The organism is Dokdonella ginsengisoli (assembly GCF_042652785.1).
In the GTDB taxonomy this organism is placed as follows: domain Bacteria; phylum Pseudomonadota; class Gammaproteobacteria; order Xanthomonadales; family Rhodanobacteraceae; genus Dokdonella_A; species Dokdonella_A ginsengisoli.
The window spans coordinates 323,371-347,142 of record NZ_JBHSHD010000005.1; the positions used below are offsets into that span (position 1 = coordinate 323,371).

General features: G+C 67.9%; 15 protein-coding genes. 9 read left to right on the plus strand and 6 right to left on the minus strand.

Annotated features, from left to right (window positions below):
• The first annotated feature begins 9 nt into the window (after positions 1–9).
• Positions 10–2,442 (plus strand): TonB-dependent receptor plug domain-containing protein, encoded by a 2,433-nt coding sequence (locus tag ACFO6Q_RS05925; protein ID WP_380019647.1) that lies wholly within the window; start codon positions 10–12, stop codon positions 2,440–2,442.
• A gap of 69 nt (positions 2,443–2,511) precedes the next feature.
• On the opposite strand, the gene ACFO6Q_RS05930 is transcribed toward ACFO6Q_RS05925, so the two are convergent.
• On the minus strand, positions 2,512–3,063 hold the full coding sequence (locus ACFO6Q_RS05930; protein WP_380019648.1) for a C40 family peptidase: 552 nt from the start codon (positions 3,061–3,063) through the stop codon (positions 2,512–2,514).
• 324 nt (positions 3,064–3,387) lie between these two features.
• Here ACFO6Q_RS05930 and ACFO6Q_RS05935 point away from each other — a divergent pair, with 324 nt between their 5' ends.
• Positions 3,388–4,521 (plus strand): pyridoxal-phosphate-dependent aminotransferase family protein, encoded by a 1,134-nt coding sequence (locus tag ACFO6Q_RS05935; RefSeq protein WP_380019649.1) that lies wholly within the window; start codon positions 3,388–3,390, stop codon positions 4,519–4,521.
• Positions 4,522–4,665: 144 nt separating this feature from the next.
• Here the strand turns inward: ACFO6Q_RS05935 and ACFO6Q_RS05940 are convergent, their stop codons facing one another.
• Positions 4,666–5,898, minus strand: a complete 1,233-nt coding sequence (locus ACFO6Q_RS05940) for an aminotransferase class I/II-fold pyridoxal phosphate-dependent enzyme (RefSeq protein ID WP_380019699.1) — start codon at positions 5,896–5,898, stop codon at positions 4,666–4,668.
• A gap of 138 nt (positions 5,899–6,036) precedes the next feature.
• Between ACFO6Q_RS05940 and rsgA the strand changes: the two genes are divergently transcribed.
• The 4 genes from rsgA to ACFO6Q_RS05960 all read left to right on the plus strand — a co-directional run bounded on the left by rsgA (position 6,037) and on the right by ACFO6Q_RS05960 (position 11,035).
• The gene (rsgA, locus tag ACFO6Q_RS05945; protein ID WP_380019650.1) at positions 6,037–7,116 is read left to right on the plus strand and encodes a ribosome small subunit-dependent GTPase A; all 1,080 of its coding nucleotides are present in this window, start codon (positions 6,037–6,039) and stop codon (positions 7,114–7,116) included.
• A 123-nt stretch (positions 7,117–7,239) separates the two neighbouring features.
• Positions 7,240–8,823, plus strand: a complete 1,584-nt coding sequence (locus tag ACFO6Q_RS05950) for a Tle-like phospholipase domain-containing protein (RefSeq protein ID WP_380019652.1) — start codon at positions 7,240–7,242, stop codon at positions 8,821–8,823.
• Positions 8,824–8,989: 166 nt separating this feature from the next.
• A complete protein-coding gene (locus ACFO6Q_RS05955; protein WP_380019653.1) occupies positions 8,990–9,577 on the plus strand; it encodes an ankyrin repeat domain-containing protein in 588 nt (195 codons plus the stop codon).
• An 84-nt stretch (positions 9,578–9,661) separates the two neighbouring features.
• Complete coding sequence (locus tag ACFO6Q_RS05960) at positions 9,662–11,035, plus strand: hypothetical protein (protein WP_380019654.1); 1,374 nt, start codon at positions 9,662–9,664, stop codon at positions 11,033–11,035.
• Between the two features lies 1 nt (position 11,036).
• On the opposite strand, the gene ACFO6Q_RS05965 is transcribed toward ACFO6Q_RS05960, so the two are convergent.
• Positions 11,037–11,657, minus strand: coding sequence for a flavodoxin family protein (locus ACFO6Q_RS05965; protein WP_380019655.1), 621 nt, complete (start codon positions 11,655–11,657; stop codon positions 11,037–11,039).
• Between the two features lie 146 nt (positions 11,658–11,803).
• Here ACFO6Q_RS05965 and ACFO6Q_RS05970 point away from each other — a divergent pair, with 146 nt between their 5' ends.
• Positions 11,804–12,751 (plus strand): LysR substrate-binding domain-containing protein, encoded by a 948-nt coding sequence (locus tag ACFO6Q_RS05970; RefSeq protein ID WP_380019656.1) that lies wholly within the window; start codon positions 11,804–11,806, stop codon positions 12,749–12,751.
• A gap of 582 nt (positions 12,752–13,333) precedes the next feature.
• Here ACFO6Q_RS05970 and ACFO6Q_RS05975 read toward each other — a convergent pair.
• The 3 genes from ACFO6Q_RS05975 to ACFO6Q_RS05985 all read right to left on the minus strand — a co-directional run bounded on the left by ACFO6Q_RS05975 (position 13,334) and on the right by ACFO6Q_RS05985 (position 20,821).
• A complete protein-coding gene (locus tag ACFO6Q_RS05975) occupies positions 13,334–17,392 on the minus strand; it encodes a calcium-binding protein (RefSeq protein ID WP_380019657.1) in 4,059 nt (1,352 codons plus the stop codon).
• Positions 17,392–18,036: a hypothetical protein gene (locus ACFO6Q_RS05980; protein ID WP_380019658.1), complete on the minus strand. Its 645-nt coding sequence runs from the start codon at positions 18,034–18,036 to the stop codon at positions 17,392–17,394. The genes ACFO6Q_RS05975 and ACFO6Q_RS05980 overlap by 1 nt, the downstream gene beginning before the upstream one ends.
• 640 nt (positions 18,037–18,676) lie before the next feature.
• Positions 18,677–20,821, minus strand: a complete 2,145-nt coding sequence (locus ACFO6Q_RS05985; RefSeq protein ID WP_380019659.1) for a choice-of-anchor Q domain-containing protein — start codon at positions 20,819–20,821, stop codon at positions 18,677–18,679.
• Positions 20,822–20,941: 120 nt separating this feature from the next.
• On the opposite strand from ACFO6Q_RS05985, the gene ACFO6Q_RS05990 reads away from it, so the two are divergent.
• Entirely contained in the window at positions 20,942–22,195 is a 1,254-nt protein-coding gene (locus ACFO6Q_RS05990) for a flavohemoglobin expression-modulating QEGLA motif protein (RefSeq protein WP_380019660.1), read from the plus strand.
• Between the two features lie 102 nt (positions 22,196–22,297).
• Positions 22,298–23,605, plus strand: coding sequence for an amidohydrolase (locus ACFO6Q_RS05995; protein ID WP_380019662.1), 1,308 nt, complete (start codon positions 22,298–22,300; stop codon positions 23,603–23,605).
• The last annotated feature ends 167 nt before the right edge of the window (positions 23,606–23,772 follow it).

A 23,772-nucleotide genomic window follows, 5' to 3' on the forward strand; every position in this document is an offset into this window, starting at 1 on the left:
GGAGGTTCCATGTCCGCCATCCGCCGCCTGCACCGCACGCCCCTGGCCCTGACACTGGCGATCGTCGCCGCCGGCGCGCACGCCGCCGGAGAGGAGACGGCGACGCTCGATCCGGTCGTCGTCACCGGCACGCGCGCCAAGGACCGTACCACGCTCGACTCGGTGGCGCCGGTCGACGTGCTCACCGCGCAGGACCTGCGCAGCGCCGGCGCGGTCAACGGCGAACTCGGCGCCGCGCTGGCGACGCTGCTGCCGTCGTTCAATTTTCCGCGCCAGTCCAATTCCGGCGGCTCCGACCACGTGCGCGCGGCGCAGCTGCGCGGGCTCAGCCCGGATCAGGTGCTGGTGCTGATCAACGGCAAGCGCGTGCACACCTCGGCTCTGGTCAACACCGACACCAAGATCGGCCGCGGCACCACGCCGGTGGATTTCAACGCGATCCCGATCAGCGCGATCCAGCGCATCGAGGTGCTGCGCGACGGCGCCGGCGCGCAATACGGCTCCGACGCGATCGCTGGCGTGATCAACATCATCCTCGACGACGCGCCCGAAGGCGGCGAGGTCAGCGCGACCTACGGCGCCCACCACACCGACTTCAAGCCGACCGGCCGCACCCTCACCGACGGCCAGTCCGGCTACGCCGCGGCGAAGTTCGGCTCGCGCCTGGGCGAGGCGGGCTTCGTGCGTGCCGGCGTCGAAGTCAACGAGCACGCCGCGACGAACCGCGCCGGCTACGACCAGATTCCGTTCTTCGAGAACCAGGCGCCGGCGAACCTGGCCCTCGCCGGCCGGCGCAACTACGCCGCCGGCGACCCCAAGAGCGAAAGCTACAGCGCCTGGTTCAACGGCGAGCTGCCGCTGTCGGACGCGGCGCGGCTGTACGCGTTCGGCACGTTCACCGCGCGCCACTCGGTCGGCGACAACTACTTCCGCTATCCCGACGGCAGCGCGAACGTGCCGTCCATCTACCCGGACGGCTACCGGCCGGAATCGCTCGGCAGCAACCGCGACTGGCAGAGCGCGTTCGGCGCGAAGGGGCGGCTGGGCGAGTGGAACTACGATGCCAGTCTCGACCTCGGCCGCAACGCGTTCGACTACAGCCTGCGCCGCAGCCTGAACGCCTCGCTCGGCGAAAGCAGCCCGACGCGCTTCTTCAGCGCCGGCTATCGTTCCGGACAGACGGTCGGCAACCTGGACCTCACGCGCGAGGTCGGCCTGGGCGGACGCGTCTTCACCTTCGCCGCCGGCGCCGAGGCGCGTCACGAGAACTTCCGCACCGTCGCCGGCGACCCCGCCTCGTACGCGGTCGGCCCGGTCGAGGGCGCGCCGGTCGGCGCGCAGGCCGGCGCGAACCTGACGCCGCAGGACATCGCCGACCTGTCGCGCGAGGTCTACGGCGCCTATGCCGGACTGTCCGGCGACCTCGGCGAACGCCTGTTCACCGAGGCCGCCGCGCGCTGGGACCACTACGACGATTTCGGCGGCAAGTTCACCGGCAAGCTCGGCGCGCGCTACGAGTTCGCGCCCGGCTTCGCCGTGCGCGCCGCCGTGTCGAACAACCTGCGTGCGCCGGCGCTGGCGCAGATCGGCTTCGAATCGACCTCGATCGGCTACGGCAACGACGGCCGTCTGCTGCAGGGACGCATCCTGTCGGTGCGCCATCCGGTCGCGCGCGCGCTCGGCGCGCAGGAACTGCAGCCGGAGACTTCGCGCAACGTCAGCCTCGGCCTGACCGCGCGCCTCGGCGACGACTTCACCGCGACGCTGGATTTCTTCCGCATCGACGTCGACGACCGCATCACGCTGTCCGAGACGATCGACAGCGCGGGCCTGGAGCAGTACGTGTTCGAGCGCTTCGGCCTGCGCGGCGTGCAGAGCGTGGCGTTCTTCACCAACGCCGTCGACACGCGCACGCGCGGCGCCGAGCTGGTGGTGAACTACCGCACGGCGCTGGCCGGCGGCACGCTCGCGCTGACCGCGGCGGCCAGCTACAACGACACCACGCTCCGCCGCATCAAGCCGACGCCGGCCGCGCTGACCGAGCTGGGCGCGGGCGACGTGCTGATCGGCGTGGAGGAGCGCAACACGCTGACCAGTGCGGCGCCGCGCCAGCGCCTGTCGCTGGCGGCGCGCTGGGACGTCTCGTCGTGGTCGCTGTCGGGGCGGCTGACGCGGCAGGGCAGCACGACGCGCGTGTTCGATTTCGGCGACGGCTTCCAGCCGCGGCAGACCTACGGTGCGGGCTGGCAGCTCGACGCGGAAGCCGAATATCGCGTCAGCGAACGCCTCGCGCTCGCCGTCGGCGGCAACAACCTGACCGACCGCTACCCGGACCGCTCGATCGCCGACATCAGCTACTTCGGCAATTTCCCCTACGACGTGATCTCGCCGATCGGCGTCAACGGCGCGTACTACTACGCCCGTGCGCGCTACACGTTCTGAGGCGGCGCGCGGAAGGGCCGTGAGGAAGCTCGGGAACTGGCGGACGCGGCGCGGATGCGCCGCGCCGGATCAGGACAGGACGTTGGGACGCTTGGCGCCGACGAAGCGCTTGGCCCAGTAGCCTTCGTTCAGTTCGCTGACGCTGATGCGCTTGCCGGTCGACGGCGCGTGGATGAAGCGGCCCTCGCCGAGGTAGATGCCCACGTGCGAGATGCGCTTGCCCTTGATGCGGAAGAACACCAGGTCGCCGGTCTTCATCTCGCTGCGCGCGATCTGCATGCCGGTCTGGTACTGGCTGGCCGAGTTCGGCGGCAGGTCCTTGCCCAGCGCGTGCTTGTAGACGTAGCGCACGAAGCCGCTGCAGTCGAAGCCGGTCGAGGGCTCCTTGCCGCCGCGGCGGTAGCGGATGTCGCGCAGGGTCATCGCGAAGTCGGCGAGCAGGTTGCGCAGGCCGCCGGTTTTCGGTGCCTTCGGCTCGTGCGCCGCGAGCGGTGCCGGCGCGGCCGGTGCGACGACCGGAGCCGGTGCGACGTCCGTGGAGGGCAGTACCGGGGCGAGCGTGCCGATGCGGTCCATCTCCCAGTTGTTCAGGGCGACGTCGACCATCGGGCTGGCGAACACGGAAGTACAGGGGGCGGCCAAAACAGCGAGCAAAAACAACGACTTCATCCGCTGGATTGGCATGAGGCGGGCTCCCCGTACGGCTTCGTGGAAAAGTCGCCAGCCGTACCGGCGACCGCGTGGAAGCCGGACCTTAGCAAACGATTTTTGCGAAGTTGTTTGGCTCCCGTTAAGAAAAAACGCCCGTTCGCCGGAAAGCGTGATCCAGTACCGTTTCGGCTTCGACCTCCGAAAGACCGGGTCGCGGCGTCCTGCCGCCCGGCCGCGCCGCGACAGCGTGCGATGATCGGCGCTTCCGCCGCCCGCCGATCAGGAGTGCCCGCGATGCCGTCGTTCCGCAGCTTCCAGCCGCCGTCCCGCCTGCTGCTCGGTCCCGGCCCGTCGCCGGTGCCGCAGCGCATCCTCGACGCGCTGGCGCGGCCGACCATCGGCCATCTCGATCCGGCCTTCATCGGCATGATGGACGAGCTGAAGGAGCTGCTGCGCTACGCCTTCCGCACCGGCAACGCGCTGACCCTGCCGGTCTCCGCGCCGGGCTCGGCCGGCATGGAGGCGGCGTTCGTGAACCTGGTCGAGCCGGGCGACACCGTGGTGGTCTGCCGCAACGGCGTGTTCGGCGGACGCATGCGCGAGAACGTCGTGCGCCTGGGCGCCACCGCGGTGATGGTCGACGACGCGTTCGGCAGGCCGATCGATCTGGACAAGGTCGAGGCCGCGCTGAAGGCCCATCCGGGTGCGAAGGCGCTGGCCTTCGTGCATGCGGAAACCTCGACCGGCGCGGTGTCGGACGCCGCCGCGCTGTGCCGCCTCGCACGCGAGCACGGCGCGCTCAGCCTCGTCGATTCGGTCACCGGTCTGGGCGGCATTCCGGTCGAGGTCGACGCCTGGGGCGCCGATGCGATCTACTCCGGTTCGCAGAAGTGCCTGGCCGCGCCGCCGGGGCTGTCGCCGCTGTCGTTCGGCGAGGCCGCCGTCGCCGCGCTGAAGGCGCGCAGGACGCCGGTGCAGAGCTGGTTCCTCGATCTCGGCCTGGTCATGAACTACTGGCAGGGTGTCGGCGCGCGCGCCTACCACCACACCGCGCCGATCAACATGCTCTACGCGCTGCACGAGGCGCTGCTGATGCTGCGCGAGGAAGGCCTGGAAGCGGCCTGGGCGCGGCATCGCGCCAACCATCTGCGCCTGCGAGACGGTCTTGCCGCGATCGGCCTGCACTTGTTCGTGGAGGAGCGCGCGCGGCTGCCGCAGCTCAACGCGGTGCAAGTCCCCGACGGCGTCGACGAAGCCGCCGTGCGCCGCCGCCTGCTCGACGAGCACGGCATCGAGATCGGCGCCGGCCTGGGCGAACTGGCCGGCCGCATCTGGCGTATCGGCCTGATGGGCGCCGGCAGCACGCCGGAGAACGTCGACCGCGTGCTCGAGGCGCTCGGCGCCGTGCTCGGACGCAAGCCCGCGTGAAGCGTCGCCGGACGGCACGCGCGAGCCGGGACGGGAAACCGTAGCGGGACGGCTGGCGGCGGCGCCGAGAACGATCGCGATTGCGGGCGGCGCGCGATCGCCGTGCGCTGCAGCGATTGCCGGTGCGGCCCGGGACGGCGCGAATCAGGCCACGCGGCGCGTCTTCTTCTCGGCGGTGCGCGCCAGCTCGCGCTCGATCGCGGCGAGCGCTTCGTCGAGCACGGCCGGTTCCGGCAGCATGGTCAGGCGGAAGTGGTTGCGCGCGGCGATGTTGAAGCTCGATCCGGGCACCAGGATGATGTTCTCGTTCTCGAGCAGGCCGAGCGCGAAGGTCTCGTCGTCGAAGCCGGGCAGGCGTTCCGGGTCGACCCCGGGGAACGCGTACAGCGCGGCCTGCGGCGTGACCATCGTCAGGAACTGGCTGCGCGCCACGCCGTTGCGGATCGCCGCGCGCGCCTCGTACAGGCGGCCGCCCGGTTGGGTCAGCTTGCCGATTTCATTCGGACCTTCCAGCGCCGGCTTGATCGCCCACTGCGCCGTCACGTTGCTGCACAGGCGCAGGGAGGCGAGCAGGTCGAGCGCGTGCAGCAGCGGGCGGATGCGCCGTTCGGCGCCGGTCACCGAAGCCCAGCCGACGCGGTAGCCGCAGGCTAGGTGCACCTTCGACAGGCCGCCGTAGCTGATGCACGGCACATCCAGGGCGAGCGGCGCGAGCGGCTCGAACTTCGCGCCGTCGTACAGCACGCTGTCGTAGATCTCGTCGCACAGCAGGACCAGGCCGTGGCGTTCGGCGATCGCGACCATCGCGTCGAGCACCGCCCGCGGATACACCGCGCCGGTCGGATTGTTCGGATTGATGACGACCAGCGCCTTCGTGCGCGGCGTCACCAGGGCCGCGATCTCGTCTGGATCGGGCAGGTGGTCGCGCTCGGGCGGGCACTGATAGTGCACCGGCACGCCGCCGTTCAGGCGCGTCGCCGCGGTCCACAGCGGATAGTCGGGGGCGGGTACCAGCACCTCGTCGCCCGGATCGAGCAGGGCGCTCAGGCTCAGGCCGATCAGTTCGCTGACGCCGTTGCCGAGGAACACGCGCTCGGCCGCGGCGGCGGCGCCGTGGCGGCGGTGCTGCGCGGCGATCGCCTCGCGCGCCTCGAGCAGGCCCTGCTGGTGGCAGTAGGCCTCGCTCTGCGGCAACTTCTCCGAGATCGCGTCGCGCAGGTGCTGCGGCACGCGGAAGCCGAACAGGCCGGGGTTGCCGATGTTCAGGCGCAGGATGCGCCGGCCTTCGGCCTCCAGCTCGTGCGCACGCCGGCTCAGCGGGCCGCGGATGTCGTAGCGTACCTGGTCGAGGCGGGCGCTGACCGCCACCGTCTGCATCTGCATCGAAGATCCTGTGGTTGACACGCCGGCCGATCCTAGCAGCGCCGCTGCGGCGGTGCATCAATCCGGCCCGGCGCAGCGCGGGCGGTCATCGAAACGGCAGCGCGCGCGCCGATCGCCGCTAGAATCGCGTCCATGCAGCCGACTCCCGACGACGAACCGCGCCTCGCCCGCATCGGCTGGAGTGCGCCGTCGTCGCCGCAAGACGTGGCGCCGCCGCAGTTCCTCGCGCGCGTGGTCGCCCAGCATCGCGCCGGCTACCAGCTGCACGACGGCGAGGCCACCTTCAACGCGCAGCCGGCGGCGAAGTTCCTGCGCCGCGACGTCGACCCGGTCGACCGCCCCGCCGTCGGCGACTTCGTCGTCGTCGCGCCGGCCTCGCCGCCGACCATCGAGCGCATCCTGCCGCGCCGTACCGAACTCAAGCGCGGCGCCGCCGGCGAGAGTCACCGGCGCCAGCTGATCGCGACCAACGTCGACACCGTCTTCGTGCTGGTCGGCCTCGACGGCGACTTCAACCCGGCGCGCATCGAGCGCTACCTGCTGCTGATCCACGGCAGCGGCGCCGTGCCGGTGGTGGTGCTGACCAAGGCCGACACCGCCGCCGGCGCCGACACCGCCGCGGCCGAGCTGCGCCAGCGCCTGACCGATGCGATCGCCGTCGTCGCGGTCAATGCGAAGTCCGCCGCCAGCGTCGCGCCGCTGCTGCAGTGGCTCGGTCCCGGCCATACGGCGGTGCTGGTCGGTTCCTCCGGCGCGGGCAAGTCGACCTTGACCAACACCCTGCTCGGCGAAGCGCGCCAGGCCACCGGCGCGGTGCGCGAGCACGACAGCCGCGGCCGCCACACGACCACGCACCGCGCGCTGATCCTGTTGCCCAGCGGCGGCTGCCTGATCGACACGCCTGGCATGCGCGAGCTCAAGCTGACCGGCGACGAGGAACTCGACGAAGGCCAGTTCGCCGACGTCGACGAGCTGGCGCAGAGCTGCCGCTTCGGCGACTGCACGCACGCCGGCGAACCGGGCTGCGCGGTGCAGGCCGCGCTCGCCGACGGCCGTCTGGATCCGGCCCGCTGGCAGAACTATCTGAAACTGCGCGACGAACTCGCCGCCGCCGCCGACACGCTGGAGGCGCAGCTGCGCCGCAAGAGCGAGTCGCGCGTGCTGACCAAGGCGCTGAACCGCCGCCTGGGCGAGAAATACGGGCGGCACTGAAGGCCTCGCGCGATCTGCGTTGTCGGCCGGTGCGGGCTCGGGTTTGCCCCAGTGACCGGTTGCGGAGGGAACGGATACGGTGAAGCTCGGTGCTCGCCGTGCACAACGCCTGCGGGAGGCAACATGACTGCGATCGGTTCCGGCTCCCTGTTCCGCGCCCATACGATCGGGTTCGCGCAGCCGAACGAGCTGCCGCCGGCGTCGCCGGAAGCGTCCCGGCTGGGCGGCGGCGGTCCCGCCGCTCCCAGGCCGTCCGATCCCTACGGCCTGCCGCCCGGCGCCACGCTCGGACAAACCGCCGGCGGCAAGCAGGCGCAGCCATTCGACGTTACCTTGTCCAAGCTCGCCACGGCCGTCTACGGCGGCAATCGCCCGGCGCCGCCGGAGCCGTGGAAAGCGGTCACCGACGACGATCTGCGCGCGCGCGGCATCGACGAGCCGGCGGCCTGGCGGGCCAAGTACCTCGGCGGCGACACGCAGACCGAGGCGCAGCACTTCAAGGCCGAGATCTACACCGACGGCGACGGCAACTACGTGCTGGCGTACCGCGGCACCGACGGCACCGCCGCGGACTGGGGCAACAACTTCAAGCAGGGCACCGGCTTTTCCACCGGCGACGTCGACAAGTTCAGCGGCATGGCGCAGCGGACCGCGTTGCAGTTCGCGCAGCACTTCGGCGACGGCGGCAATCCTCCGTCCAACCTCGCCATCACCGGGCACTCGCAGGGCGGCGGACTGGCGACGGTCGGGTCGATCGTCTCCGGCATTCCGGCGGTCACCTTCGACGCCTCCGGCGTGCATCCCAACACCTGGGATCGTCTGGGCATCGATCCGCAGAAGGCGCGCGAGACGGCCGAGGGCGGCACGATCCGCGCCTATTCGCTCAAGGACGACCTGCTCACGCAGGCGCAGGAAAGCGGGCCGACCGGCCTGCTGGCGCCGGACGCGCTCGGCACCAAGATCGTCGTGCAGCCGAGCGGAAAGCAGGACATCACCACGATTCCGCGCGGCCTGGACATCGAAACCGGTCTGCCCAAGCCGCTGACCGGCCCGCTCGGCGGCGCGCTGGAGATCGCCCATCGCGTGCCGGTTCCGGTGCTGGCGGGCGTCGGCGGCGTGGCCGGCTTCATGCTGGGCGGCCCGCTCGGCGGCCTGGTCGGAGGCGGGATCGGCGCGGCGGTGGGCGGTGCCGGCGACCTCACGCGCGCCGCCGTCAGCCACAGTCCGGAACTGCTGACCGACGCGATGATCCAGCAGCAGCCGTGGCAGCAGGGCTACAAGAATCCGTTCGACGCCGGCAAGGCGCTGCAGAACCTGCTGCCGGACGTGTTCAAGGACGACCTCGCGCGCAACACGCACGAAGTCGCCTCCGGCATCGTCGACGTGACGCAGACCGACTTCAAGGAAGGCCACTACGTCCAGGGCGGATTCCGCATCGCCGGCGACATCGGCGAAGGCGTCGTCGACAGCGCCGGCGATGCCGCCCGGCGCGGCGCCGACGCGGTCGCCCGCGCCGTCGACGAACGCATCGACGGTCCGGTCGGCGACGTGCTGTCGTCGGCGATCTCCACCGGCGGCGGTTTCCTGCGCACACTCGCGCGAGCCACCGGCGACGGCGTCGAGAAGGTCGCGGACTTCACCGGCAAGGTGGCGCAGAAGGGCGTCGACGTGGCCGGCAAGGTTGCCGGCTGGCTGTTCGGCCGCTGATGCGCGGCCGCGCCGCGACGGACGGCGCATGCGAGGCCAGGCTTCGATCCGCCCGCCGATCGAAGCCGCCGGCGCGAGCGCGCTCCGCTTGCGCTGTGGCATCCTGCGGCGATCGGCCATTGCGGTCCTGATGGCGGCCTGCGCGGCAGGCTGCGACGGAGTCTCCATGCACGACGACAGGCCCGCTCCTGCAGACGCCGCCACGCCTGTTGCGGCGGACGGCTCCAGCGCGCTGATCGCGGCCATCGTCGCCGGCGACGTGGCGGCGGTGCGAACCCTGCTCGAAGGCGGCGCCGATCCGAACCGCGTCGGCAAGGGCGGCGAGACCGCAGTCCATGCCGCCGCCTTCGCCGACGATCCGCGGCTGCTGGAAGCCGTGCTGGCGCACGGCGGCGACCCCGACGTCCGCAACACAGTCACCGGCGAATCGCCGCTGGCGCGCGCCATCGTCGGCCTGGGTCCGGCGCAGGTGCGCAGGCTGCTGGATGCCGGCGCCGACCCGAACGCGGCCGACCGCAACGGCGACACGCCGCTGCACGCCGCCGGCTCGGTCAATGCCGGCGGCGCGATCCTCGCCCTGCTCGAAGCCGGCGCGCGGCCGATGGTCCGCAATTCGGCCGGCGACACTTTCCAGCCCTACTACTTCCGGCTCAAGCGCGAACTGCTCAACGAACGCGCCCTGGCCGAGCGGACCCAGGTGGTGGAATGGCTGCGCCGGCACGGCGTTCCGCTGGAAGCCGCGGCCGGATCCTGAACGCAGCTGCGGTCGTCGCGCGCCGCGTGTGATCCCCGGGCGGACCGGTTGTCGTATGCCCGGTCAGGTCCCGAGGAAGCCGCCATGTCCGCCAAGCTGCAGCGCACCGTCCTGTCCCTGCTGATCGCGATCGCCGGTCCCGCCATCGCCGCCGACGGCGCGCCCGATGCAGGTTTCGGCACCGACGGCGAATACCCCGGCCACGGGTTCTATTCGGGCCATTTCGGCAACGATCGCAGCGATTCGATCGCCGCCGTGCTGCCGGCCGGCCAGCGCCTGTACGTCGTCGGCAACGTGCAGGCCGGCGCCGACGACTACCGCATGAGCGTCTACCGGCTGCATGCGAACGGGCTTCCCGACTACACGTTCGGCGACGCCGGCCTGCGCACCTACGTGCCGCCGTGCGCGGCCGGGCGCGTGCGCGAAGCGGTGATCGACGGCGCGCAGCGCCTGTGGCTGGCGATCGCCGGCTGCGGCGACTTCACGCTGTACCGCCTGACCGCCGACGGCGACCTCGACACCGGCCTGCTCGGCAGCGGCGTGCTGGACATCGCCTTCGATCTGGGCGGCGACAATGCCGACTCCGCGAGCAAGCTCACGCTGACGAGCGCCGGCACCCTGCTGGTCGGCGGCAACGCCGCGGCCATGCCGATGGCGAAGCTGGCGATCGCGCACTACACGCTGGACGGCCAGCCGGTGGCTGGCTTCGGCGACGCGGGCAAAGCGAGCCTGGCGATGTCGATTTCGCCGCAGGTCGTCAACGGCCTGCATCGTATGCCGGACGGGCGCATCGTCGCGACCGGTCACCGCGTAGGCAACGGCAACAGCCACATTGAGTACGTCGCGCGCCTGCAGCCGGGCGGCCAGGCCGACGTCGGCTTCGGTGCGGACGGCCCCGGTTACAGCGTCTACGACCCGCTGATGCAACCCAATCCCGCCGGCGGCGTCAGCGGCGGCAGTCTGCTGCTGCACGACGGTTCGATCCTGCGCGTGGGCGGTTCGGCCAACGATTACTACCTCGGCCGCTGGCGCGCCGACGGCCAGCCCGACCTGATGCTCGGCCCATCCGGCGTGCGCCGCTACGCGCTGGATTTCGCCGGTCCCGATGCGGTCAATCCGCTGCACAACTCCGATACGGCCAAGTGCATCGTGCGTCAGGGCGACGGCAAATACCTGATCGCCGGTCAGAGCTACGCCGCCGACGGCCGCCGCGGCATCAGCCTGATCCGGCTGCTGCCGGACTTCGAACTCGACCCGTCCTTAGGCGACGGCGGCAAGCTGCGCTACCTGGTGCCGATCGCCAGCAACGGCGTGCACGAGATGAACGCGGCGACCTTGACCCTGTTGCCGGGGCGCATCCTGGTCGGCGCGACCGTGGCGACCGGCCCGTCGCCGGCGCGGATGCAGACCGTCGCCGCACTCGCCAACGATCTGCTGTTCGCCGACGCCTTCGACTGAGTCAGCCGGCCGCCGCCCACACCGCGGTGCTGCGCGGCGAGTCCGCGCGGTAGTCCGAATAGGCGCGCGCGAAGAACTCCCGGCCCAGCGCTTCGGCCGCGGCGACCGGATTGCGCGGATCGTCGGCGACCTCGCCGCGGCGGTTGCCGACGCCGTGCACGACGCCGACGAAGGACGAGTGCGTGTAGCGCGCGAACTCCTGCAGCTGGTGCACGATGCCGAGCGTCACGCCGGGATAGCTTTCTTCCGAAGCCACGCACAGGCCGATGCGCTTGTGTTGCATCCCGGCCAGCACTTCGTCGTGGCGCGGATGGCCGGCGACGTAGTACTCGAACGAGCGGTCGAGGAAGGCCTTGGTCTGCGCCGACATGCCGTACCAGTACACCGGCGTGCAGAAGACCACGCCGTCGGCCGGAAGGAAGCGTTCGAGGAACAGTTCCTCGTAGCCGTCTTCGGCAGCGCTTTCGCGCGGGTTGCGCGTGTCGTGCAGCAGGCGCGCGATGCAGTCGTCGAGGAAGCACACCTGCGTGCGCGTGCCGGCCGCCTCGGCGCCGCGCCGGACCGCTTCGGCGAGCGCCGCGCTGTTGCCGTCGCGGCGCGGGCTGCCGATCAGGATCAGCAAATTCCTTTCTTGCGTATGCGTCTTCGCCGGTGTCGCCAAGATCGTTCTCCTCGGTTGGGAATGACGCGATGCTGGGCTTCCACGGCGGCCTTGGCAAACGACGATAATTTCTCCAGGATGAGTTCAATTCATCCCGGAGACGGCCCGTGTTCGAGCGCCTTCCGCTGACTGCCCTGCGTGCGTTCGAGGCGGCCGCGCGCCTGCGCAGCTTCAAGCGCGCCGCCGCCGAGCTGCACGTGACGCCGACCGCGATTTCGCATCAGGTGCGCCTGCTCGAGCACGAGCTCGGCGTGCGCCTGTTCGTGCGCCTGCCGCGCCGCGTCGAGCCGACCGCGCAGGGGCGGCAGCTGCAGGAGCGGTTGAGCAGCGCGTTCCTCGACGTGGCCGACACGCTGGCCGCGCTGCGCGCGACGCCGGACACGGGCGCGCTCACCGTGACCACCACGCACTCGTTCGCGGCGCTGTGGCTGGTGCCGCGGCTGCGCCGCTTCCGCGCGGCGCATCCGGACGTGCAGGTGCGCGTGGAGGGTCGGCCCGAAGTGGTCGACCTGCACGTGGAGCGCGGCATCGACGTGGCGATCCGCTACGGCACGGGTGCTGCGCCCGGGCTGCACGAAGCCTGGACGCTGGCGGAAACCTTCGGCGTCTACGGCGCGCCCTCGGTAGTGGCCACGGCGGCGCGGCGCGCGCCGGCGCGGATCTCCGTCACCTGGCAGGATTCCACGCTGTACGAGGACGGCTGGCGCCAGTGGTGCGAGCGCGCCGGCGTGGACTGGCTGCATCGCAAGGCCGCGCTGCTCGAATACAAGGAGGAGCACTACGCCCTGCAGGCGGCGATCGCCGGCGAGGGGCTGGTGCTGGCCAGTTCGGTGATGGTCGCCGGCAGCGTGTGCGCCGGATTGCTGCGGCCGTTTCGCGGCGACGTTTGCGTGGACGGTAGTCGCTATCGTGCCTTGTGTTTGCCGGGGCGTGAGCGGCATCCCTCGGTGAAGGCGTTTCTCGATTGGTTGCAGACTGAGCCGACCCGCGATGAGACGGCGGAAGTGCGTGGCACAAGAGAGACCGTCTTCGCTTCTCCGACAGCAAATATATGAGCGGTTCGCATAACCCCACCGATCACGTAGCGTAGCCCCACGCCCTCGCCGGAGTTTCCCCGATGTCGCCCCGCCCTTTCGGCCGGTTCGATCAAGACACACGCTACCGTAAGCGGGAATTGCTGGGCGAGCCGCTAGCGGTGCTGAGCCAGATCGTGCCGTAGTCGATATTCCGCGTGTCGCTGGAAGCGGCGCGCGGTCCGCGCGATAAGAAAGTCGGCCGGCCGTTCCGCGACGCGGTGTTGATGTTCGAGATTCTGGTACTACGCGAGCTGTACGCCGTCGGACGAACAGGTGGAGTTCAGGTCTCCAAGGTGTCAGAAGCGAGCGTGATGCCTCACCTGCGAAGACGCTTGAATTGGCGAATCGAATGGGCACACGAGTGCCGCGGGAGCTGATGAGCAACTGGTGGGTAAACTACACGGTCCGCTAAGACTTGATTGGCGATCAGCCTCTTCTGGGGGCGGATTCCAAGTTCCGCTTGTGCTCACGCTTCGAGGTGCATCGACGGCAAAGACGACCTATCGCTGTTTACGAAAGGCGATGGGCTCTAGCACCCATCGCCTCACATATTCAGTGGACTTACCAGTTTTGCTGCAGGCGGAAGAAGTAGGCGTATGTCATGGAACCTACGCCGTCGAACTTCAGATGCGAGAGTACGCCGCCTGTCGCACCATTGGGAACAAAGACGGACGAACCCTTGTATGTGATCGTCAAATCCGGATTTCCTGCCGCGAAGACCAAGCGAACATCGCGTGGAACGATTCCGGGCTCGAAGCTGATGACGTTGGTGCCACTGTCAACAATGATCGTTCCGGTGGCGACGTCGTCGCCCTGCACCATGTAGTACTCGTCGAATCCAGCTCCTCCTTCCAAGTGGTCGACACCCGCGCCGCCCACCAATACGTCGTCGCCGTCGCCGCCGAACAGGCCGTCGTTTCCATCGCCGCCTTCGAGGCGATCATTGCCGATTCCGCCTTGGAGTTCGTCATCGCCGTCACCGCCATACAGTGCGTCGGCGCCCGAGCCGCCATCGAGGACATCATTCCCACTCGATCCGTGGAGGCGATCGTCCCCAGGACCGCCTGCAATCAAGTCCGCGCCCGGGCCACCGTCGATCGTGTCTTTGCCGTCGTTGCCGGAGAGCATGTCGTCCCCTGCGTCTCCGAAGAGGACGTCATCGCCGGCGAGTGCATCGATGTTGTCTACACCCGCCGTTCCTCGAATGTAGTCATTGCCCGTTGAGATCGCGGTAACTGCAGTCGTCGAATTGATCGACGCGAAGGCAAGTCCCGCTCCGGCCAGCATTTGAGCATGGGTGAATGTCCGACCATCTGAGAACTCGTAAATCGGAATGATGCTGCCGCTTGCTCCTCCTACGACTCGAGCACCGAACAGTCCACCGTATCGAACGATGAGGTCGGAGCCACTGACGGTGAGTCCGACCGTTCCCGGGAACACGTACGGACCAAACACGATGCGATTTGAGCCGGCACTGTCTTCGATTCGCGTTTCGGCGATGCCTTGCACAAAGATGGCATCCGTACCGACGAAGCGATAAGAGTCGTTGCCAGCGCCGCCGCGGAGGATATCGTTTCCATTTGATGCATCGAGAATATCGTCGCCGGCACCGCCTTCGAGGGTGTCGTGACCGAGCCCTCCATTGAGGATGTCGTTTCCACTATCGCCGTAGAGAGTGTCGTCGCCCTCGTCGCCGTAGAGGACATCGTTGCCTGACCCGGTGCCGCCATCGCCGCGCAGGACATCGTTGCCCTTGCCGCCATAGACAACATCGTTTCCGTTCCCTCCGTCGAGTTCCGGGTCGTCGCCGTCTTCCCCGTAAAGAACGTCGTCGCCATCGGCGCCCCGTAGCGTGTCAGCACCTGGGCCGCCATAGAGGGTATCGGCACCGGATTCGCCAGCGCCGTCACCTACCAGCAGATCATCGCCAGCTTCGCCATAGAGGAAGTCCGCGCCCGCGTTGCCAAACAGACGATCGTTGCCAGCACCTCCGTAGAGATAATCGTTTCCGGGCGCGCTGCCGGACGGCAAAGCAATCGCATCGTCACCGTGAAGCGTGTCGTCACCGTCGCCGCCGTATAGATAGTCATCGCCCGTTTGGCCGGCCATCCAATCATTGCCGCGACCACCATAAAGCACATCGTTGCTGCCATCGGAGGCCACTCGCACGTCGTAACCAGCCGGTCGAGCGACAACAGGCTGAAAGGTGAAATCATCTCCGATGCGACCGAGCGTCCACTGGAAGTGGTTGGCCGGGGTCAGAACGATGGTGATCGCCTGACCCGGTGGCAAGGTGCCGGAAGTTTGTGTATTCCACACCTGAGTGGAGGCATTCCAGGTGTGCTTAGCCGCCGCACCAGGACTGCTACTCGTAAACGAGATCGGCGTACCGTTCAAGAAGAAGTCGAAGTTGCCGTCACCCAAGACGACATCGTCGCCAGCACCGGCGAGAACAGCGTCTGCGCCGGCACCTCCATTGATGAAGTCATTTTCGTTGGAACCGAAGACTTGGTCGTTGCCAAGCCCGCCCATGAGCCAATCGCCCTGAGCGTTCGTACCACCGACATCCAGTTCATCGCCTGGGGATCCCGCGTACACAACGTCGTCACCAACGCCGCCCGCTACCAAGTCCGTGCCCGGTCCTCCTGCAACGACGTCCGTGTCACCCGCAAGAGTCGGCGGATCTGTGCTCACGCTGGGACCGGCTTGCAAGTAGTCGTTGTCTTCCTCGCCATATACCGAATCGGCGCCGGGGCCGCTCAGAAATCGGTCGGCACCGGGACCGCCATATATGACGTCATTGCCACCATATGAGAAGACGTAATCATATTGGGCACCGGCACGGATCAGATCACCTAGTGGCGACCCCTCGTAGTAGTCCCGAACGCCGTTGACGGAGGTATCGGCCGGCGCCGTCGTGCCCGTTGGTGGATCCGGATTCGACTCGTCTTGCAGCACGATCCCGAGATCACCCGACAGAAAATCACGAATCTCGAAGGACTGCTGTGTGGTGTTGTCAAAGACCAGAAGGCCAATGGTTTCGTCATGCGTCGCTCGTACAAAGCGGAATCTCGAATCGGCGCTTTGCCAGAGATCCGCGCCTTGCCGAGCACCTCCCGTCAACAAGGTCTGGTTGAACTTGACCGAACCCTGGCCGTCGGCGTCATAGATGATGGCGCCTCCGCCAACGACGTTGTAAGTGTCGCTGCCGAGCCCGCCTTCCATGTAGTCGTGGCCCTGTCCGCTGGTCAGCGTATCGTTGCCAGCCTGTCCGTAGAGCCTGTCGTCACCAGGGCCGCCGCTGAGGACGTCAGGCCCCGACCCACCGAACGCGACGACTCTGGGCGTCAATGGCAAGAGCGGATTGTCCACAGTAAGCACGATTGACGCCGGATCATCTCGGAACGTGGTTCCACGTTGCATCGCGCTGCCTGAAAGCGTTTCTCCGTAGGCTAAATCCTTTCCATCAAATGCGAGGCGTGCCGTGAGCATGTCGCGCCGATCGGCGAGATATTCGGGCGTTTTTCCGGCGAGGTCCGGGCCTGGCGCAGCACTACCGCCGCCGACAATCATGAATGGCGTGAGCGCTTGCAGAGACTGCTTCGCTTCCAAGGCTCCGCTTCCCGTTCCGACAGCCTGTGAATACAGGGCGTCAGGGGACAACACGCTGGTTGCCGCAGATTGACCTTGGGTGCCGATCGGTTTGAACAATCGAAAGGCGTCACCGCTTGCTGCGTAGCCTGAGGGCGCGATGGCTTTGCCCTGATAACCACTGTTCATCAGTGCAACAACGCGATCGCCAGACAAGCTCATGCCCAGGGTTTCAAAGGCGGGCGCGGCCACCGTTCCCTTGATGACCGCCTTGAACGTAGGTAGACATCCCGAGCGTTTGAAGGCACCCGACATCCAACATGTTTCGGCGTACGTCTTCATGTCTGAGATGAGGCCGGACATCTCTTCGTTCTGGATGGCCTCGTAAGGAGCGTAGACCAGCGCCGACGTCAGCGCCTCTTCGTAGCTCAGGCGACCAAACAACAAGTTGCGATAGTCATCGAGCGTGTCGGCCGATACGGAGCTCGCGCCAGTGCTAACCCACCGATTGGTCTGGTCACTGCCGAGCATCGTGAAGAGGGCGGCGCCGGACCAAGCCGCGTTCTGGGTAAACCCGGTATCCCCAGGGGCGCCCGCGAAGAGAACCGTGCCTATAGCGGTAGCATCCTGGGTAGCGATGCCATTGATCGTCGGCAACTGCCAGGAATTGTTGCTGAGCGTCGTATAGACATTCCTGGCCACTTGGTTGGAGGCTTCTTGAATTCCCAGCGGCCCAACCTGCGACGAGAACCGAGAGCCAAAATGGAGCGTGCCCTGTGTTTGGGTGTACTCCCGGATGAGAATTGAAAAGACGCCAGATCCACCATTGGCTTTGGTCGCGCCGTCGAACCACAGTCGGGATTTCAGTACTTCGGGGTCGCCGTCGGGGGGCAGCTTTCCGGCATGCAGGCGACCCGCAATATAACCATACATCGAGGCGAAATTGCCTGCTTGGCCGGGCGCCGTGGGGCCGGCGTTGTAGAAGGTCTGAATCTGCGTTTGCTCGGGTGGTGTAAAGACGTAAGGCATCAGTTCTCTCCCTGTAAGCTGGACACGAGAAGACGGAAAAAGGCCGGAAGCAACGAGGGGGCGAGGTGAATCAAATCGGTTGGGTAAGGCTGGACTAGCACGAGTACGTCCGGCTTGGCGAAGAACCAAAACCGGCAGACTCCGGTGTGGTCTGGCTCCGCGTCATTGCGCATCAGCCTTTTCATGTCTTCTATCGACAGCGTGCAACTAATCGCGAGGGGGGCATTGCGCGCATCTTTGCTGCCGCTAAGTGCAATGGCGGGAACCCCATTCCTCTGCACGAGGGTGAAGGTCCCCTTTGCGTCTGATGTGGGCGCAGCGCCCGCGTTCGCATCAATGCGAGGCGAGCGTCGAAGGACGACTTGGAAAACTTTCGACGTGGACCGCAACGTCCCGTCGTCGCCGCGCGTCATCCACCGCACGTCCGTCCCGTCAACGACTGCGTGTAGCGACACAGCGTCGTCGTCGATAAATTCGACAAGGCTTCCGGGCGTAGGCGTGAATCGGTGGTGGGCGAATTCCACAGGACCGTCGACGACCCGAAGGTCGCGAGTCTTCAGAGAGCCATCGGATGTCGATGGCACCGCCGGGGCCGCGAAAAGAAACGCCGCGGTGACAAAGAGAGCCCTGATGAGACCACTCAATGTCCCACGCCTATGGGGCGTCCAAATCGTTAAGTCGCAGCGAGTATCGTTGGACTGACTCACAGGCGAGTATCCACACTCAACGAGCGTGCGCCCGCTTCGTTTTGACGAGCAGACAAATCCGCGCGGCCATCAGTGTGGCCCGATTCGCAGCTAAGCCCCATATTTCCCCAGCGACGAAGTCGCGCGTGCAATCGCAGTTACGCTCTTGCCCAGCCCCAGTGTTGCGCACAGATCACACAAACACAGGCTAATACTCGCCCAGCCTCCCTTCACTGATGCACGTCACACTCCGTAGCCTCGATGCCCATCGGACAGAAGAGGCAACCGGTCAAAAAAATGCCTTGTACGCTCCCAGTGTCGAACCCACAAGCAGGTGTCGATCGACCAAGGAAGAAATTTAAGAACCGGCAATATGAGCCGGGCGGATCAGGAAGTGAGAGGACGCGGGTTCAGCGCGCCTTCTCTGGTGTCTGCGGCCGTTGTTCATTGCCGCAAAGGATCTCTGCTCCGGCCTCGAGAATCGAGCGCTCACGAGAACAACTTCGTTCATCGTATGCCTCTGCGCGAGCGGCCTCGTCGGATCCGTCCACACGAGAAACACCGACAGCCCGCCTTACGCAGGCCGTCGGTGCAAAACCTATGGCCTCGACGTGCCCGTCGCGCGCACCATGAACGTGCCCGGCAGGGCGACGTACTGCGTGTTGTCGTTGCGCGTTCCGAACGGTGCCGCGGCGAGGTCGTCGATCGTCGCGGCGATGTCGGGCGCGTAGAAGAACCACGACTTGTCGCCGGGGTCGTCGCGGTCCACGCGCGCGGGCTTGTCCGCGCCGCCTTCCAGCTTGGCGCTGGCGCCGACGAAGAAGCCGCCGTGCACCCAGGTCGGCGAGATCTCGACGGTGAAGAACTCGTCGTTGACCACGTTCGGCGTGGCCGCCACGCTGGCGACCACGTGCGCGTTGCGCGGGTCGAGGTCGCCGTCGTCGTCCTGCAGCAGCCAGAACGTGACCGGGCCGTTGGCCAGCGACGGGAAGGTCGGGCCGAACGCGACCGAGATCTTCGTGATGACCTCGCCGCCGGGCTGGGCCATGAAGTAGTTGCCCCAAAGCATGTCCGGGTCGAAGGTCGACGGCGGGCCCTGGTTGGTGTCACCGTCGCCGTCGTCGTAGGCGTACTCGACGGTGGGCGGTTCGGCCGCACCGTCGAAGCCGTCGCGGAAGATCAGGTCCTCGTCCGGCGGCGGCTGCTGCATCTCGAACGCACCGATGTCGGCGGCCGCGCCCGAGACGCGCGCGAAGCCTTCGCCGCGCTGGTCGAACTCGAGTTTCGCCGCGTTGTTGCCGGCGTCGATCGCCGGGCTGCCGGCGGCCAGCGCGTGCGTGCGCGTGGTCCCGCCGTTCAGCGACAGCGGCAGCAGCAGCGGATCGGCGTCGAGCGTGTCGGCCGGCAGCGTGATCGTGGCACCGGCTTGCTGCACCAGCGAATTCGCGCCCGTCACGGTCAATGCCGCGTCGGCATCGATGCCGGCGGCGAGGGTGGCGCTGTCGCCGGCGGTATTGCCGGCGACGATCGAGCTTTGCAGGGCCAGTTCGCCGAGGCTGTGTTCCACGCCATTGAGACGGAACATCACCCCGCCCGCGCCCTGGCTGCCGGTGTTGAACGCGACCGTGCTGTTGCCGATGACGACGCCACGCGAGCTGGCGATGCCGCCACCGGAGCGCGCGCTGTTGCCGGATACGGTGCTGTTGCCGATCACCAGTTTGGTGGCGTTGATGTCGCCGAACGTGCTGTACACCATCTTGAACAGGCCACCGCCGTCGCCGTCGGCACTGTTGTCGGTAATGGTCGATCCAATGATCTGCGCCTCGCCGCGCACGAACACGCCGCCGCCATCGGCTTTCAGATCTGGGCTGGTCGTCTCGATCGTGTTGCCGCTGATGGTGCTGTTGTGCAGGGTCAGACTGCCGCGTACGTAGGCGCCACCGCCGACGGTGATGTAATAGCCGTCGTCGGCGCTGCCGACGTCGGCGCGCGCGGAGTTGCCACTGATCGTGCTGTCGGTCATCTCCAGGTCGTCGACGTAGACGCCGCCGCCCATGGCGACGTTGTCGCCGGCCGCCGTGCTGCTCGACGCGCTGATCGTGCTCGAGATCATCGTCAGCTTGCCGGACACATGCATCGCGCCGCCGAAGGTGATCGGTCCGCCGTTGCTGGCGTGGCAGTCGGTGACGGTGACGCGCTCCAGCACGACGTTGCCGCTGGAGCGGATGCAGCTGGCCAGGCCGTGCGTGTAGTTGCCGTTGCGGATGGTCAAGTCCTTGATGGTCAGCGTGCCCGCGCCGACGAGGAAATCGCCGTGCGTGATGCCCTCGGCACCGTTCGCGTCGATTGCGAGTGCGTTTTCGCCGGGACCGAGCAGGGTCAGGTCCAGAACCTGATGGCCGAACATGCTGATGTCGATCCTGCCCTGTGTCAGTGTGATCGTGCTGCAGGTGAGCGCAGTGAGATCGATCACGTCGCCTTCGCCGGCGGACATCATCACGTTGCGCAGCGTGCCGGGGTCGGCGTCGTCGGCGCAGCTGGTGACCGACAGGGTCGCGTTCGGGCCGACCGGCGCGGCGGCGGTGGCCGGCAGCGCGCCGGAGAGGCGTTGCTGACGTTGCGCGAACTGCATCGCATAGGCGTCGGTGTGTGCGGCTGTGGCTCCGGTGGACAATCCCAGTGCGAGCGCGCCCGCAAGCGGGGCCAGGCGAAGCGTGCGCGCGGGAAACGGAACGTTCTTCATTCAAACTCTCCAGAAGCGAGCAATACGAGCGAAACCGGCATGGAGCTCATGCCGGCGACCATAGCAATCCCTGCGTCTGTTATCGTCATGCAGCGCATCAATGCGAGGGCGTGTGTGCGGATGGCGACCACTCCAGAGATCCACGCCGAACTCGACCAGCGCCTCGTCGCCGCCACGCGCGGCATCCGCCTGCTCGCCTCGGTCAGCTGGCCGGCGTCGGCGGAGATCGAATTCGTCACGGCGTGGAAGCGCGGGCAGGCCCGGCTGCCGCGGATCGACTACCCCACCTTCGACTTCGCCGAGACACGCACGGCGCTGGCGGCGATCGAACGCGCCGCCGATCCGGCCGATCCGCTCGGCGACTACATCCGGCGCACGGCCGAATCCTGGCGCGTGGCGACCGAGTTGCTCGACGCGGTCGGCACGCCGCGCATCACCGAGCATTCGGCAGCGCTGTACGGCCGGCCCGGCGACCGCGTGCCGGGCGCGACCCTGACCAACGTCGACGCGGCGCGGCACTTCATCGAAATCGCCGACGAGTATTCGAGCGACGCGCCGCTGGAGGAGGTATCCGGCGAGATTCCGGCCGAGGCGTTGCGGGCCGACCTGCAGCAGCGGCTCGACGCGTTCTTCGGCGCCGAGGTGGTCCGCGTCGAGACCGATCCGGAGCTGATCGCCAAGGCCGCGGCCGGCGCCACGCGCATCCGCCTGCGCTCGGCCATCAGCTTCAGCGACTACGACCGCGACCAGCTGCTCAACCACGAAGCCTTCGTGCATTCGCTGACCGCGCTGAACGGACGCGAGCAGCCGCACCTGAAGTCGCTGGCGCGCTCCTCGCCGCGCATCACCGCGACGCAGGAAGGCTTGGCCGTGTTCGCCGAGCTGATGTCCGGCTCGATCGACATCGCGCGCATGAAGCGCATCTCCCTGCGCATCCTCGGCATCGACATGGCGCTGCACGGCGCGGACTTCGTCGAGGTGTTCCGCTTCTTCCTCGGCTCGGGCCAGAACGAGGTCGACAGCTTCACCTCGGCGCAACGCGTGTTCCGCGGCGCGCCGCTCGGCGGCGGCGCCGCGTTCACCAAGGACGCGGTCTACCTGCACGGCCTGCTCTCGGTGCACACTTTCTTCCGCTGGGCGCTCAAGCACCAGCGCATGGCGCTGTGCCGCAACCTGTTCGCCGGCAAGCTCGCGCTGCGCGACGTGCTGGCGCTGGAACCGTACTTCGACGACGGCACCATCGCGCCGCCGCGCTGGCTGCCGCCGTGGGTGCAGCACGCGCACGGCCTCGCCGGCATGCTGGCGTTCTCGCTGTTCGCCAACCGCATCCGCGTGGACCGCGTCGAGGCGGAGGACCTGGTGCTGGGGTTGTGAGTCGAAGCAGCCATGCGCGTGGCGCGCTTGCGAACCCCACCAACGCTTGCATCCTCTTGCACGATGCTTTCCCATGCACTTCTCCACCAACGGACGATCGCCATGCATCGACCCCTGATCGCCGCGGCGCTCGCGCTTGCCGGCACCGCGGCCGGCGCCGCCGAAACCGCGTCGCAGCAGATCCAGCCGCTGCTGCCCGAGATCACCGCCTGGCGCCGCGACCTGCACCAGCATCCGGAGCTGTCCAACCGCGAGACGCGCACCTCGAAGATCGTCGCCGGGGAACTGAAGAAACTCGGCTACGAGGTGCGTACGGGCATCGCCAGGACCGGCGTGGTCGGCGTGCTGAAGGGCGGCCGGCCGGGGCCGAAGCTGGCGATCCGCGCCGACATGGACGGCCTGCCGGTGACCGAGGAGGTCGACCTGCCGTTCGCCTCGAAGGAGAAGGGCGAGTACCTCGGCAAGACCGTCGGCGTGATGCACGCCTGCGGCCACGATGCGCACGTGGCGATGACGCTCGGCGTCGCCGCGGCGCTGGCGAAGCTGCGCAAGGACCTGCCGGGCGAGGTCATGCTGGTGTTCCAGCCGGCCGAGGAGGGCGCGCCTCCGGGCGAGGAGGGCGGTGCGCCGCTGATGGTCAAGGACGGCGTGTTCAAGGACTTCAGGCCGGACGCGATCTTCGGCATGCACGTGGTCAGCGCGCTGTCGGTCGGCACCGTTGCCGTGCGCGCGGGCGGCGCGATGGCCAGTTCCGACACGTTCCGCATCACCGTGCGCGGCCGGCAGAGCCACGGCGCGACGCCGTGGAAGGGCATCGACCCAATCGTGACCGCGGCCGAGATCGTCACGGCCGCGCAGACCATCGTCAGCCGCGAGCTGGACATCAACAAGGAACCGGCGGTCGTCACGTTCGGCATCTTCGACGCCGGCCAGCGCTTCAACATCGTACCCGACAAGGCCGAGCTGCACGGCACCGTGCGCGCCTTCGACGACGGCATGCGCAAGCAGGCGCTGGCCAGTCTTGCGAACATCGCCGAGCACGTCGCCGCCGCGCACGGGGCGACGGTGGAAGCGAAGATCCCGCTGTCGCCCGACAGCAGCAATCCGGTCAACTACAACGATCCGGCACTGACCGCGCGCGTGCGCGCCAGCCTGGAGACCGCACTCGGCAAGGATCACGTGCAGGAAGCGCAGCGCTGGACCGCCTCGGAGGATTTCCCGCACCTGGGCCGCTCGCTGAATGCGCCGAGCGTGTACTTCTTCGTCGGCGCGACGCCGGCCGGGCAGGATCCGGCCGCGGCGCCGTCCAACCACTCGCCGAAGTTCTTCCTCGACGAAGGCGCGCTCGGCGCCGGCAGCGCGGCGATGCTGCAGGCGGCGCTGGACTATCTCGGCTACGCGCCGGGTTGAGCCGGGCTGGCCGGACGGGAAATTCGGAAAAATCCCGGGCGACGTCATTCCCGCGCAAGCGGGAATCCATTCGCTCTTGTTCTTGATCGCGCTGGGGAAAGTCAAAGTGGATTCCCGCTTGCGCGGGAATGACGGCGTGCAAGCGCCGCGCGAAGTGATCACGCACT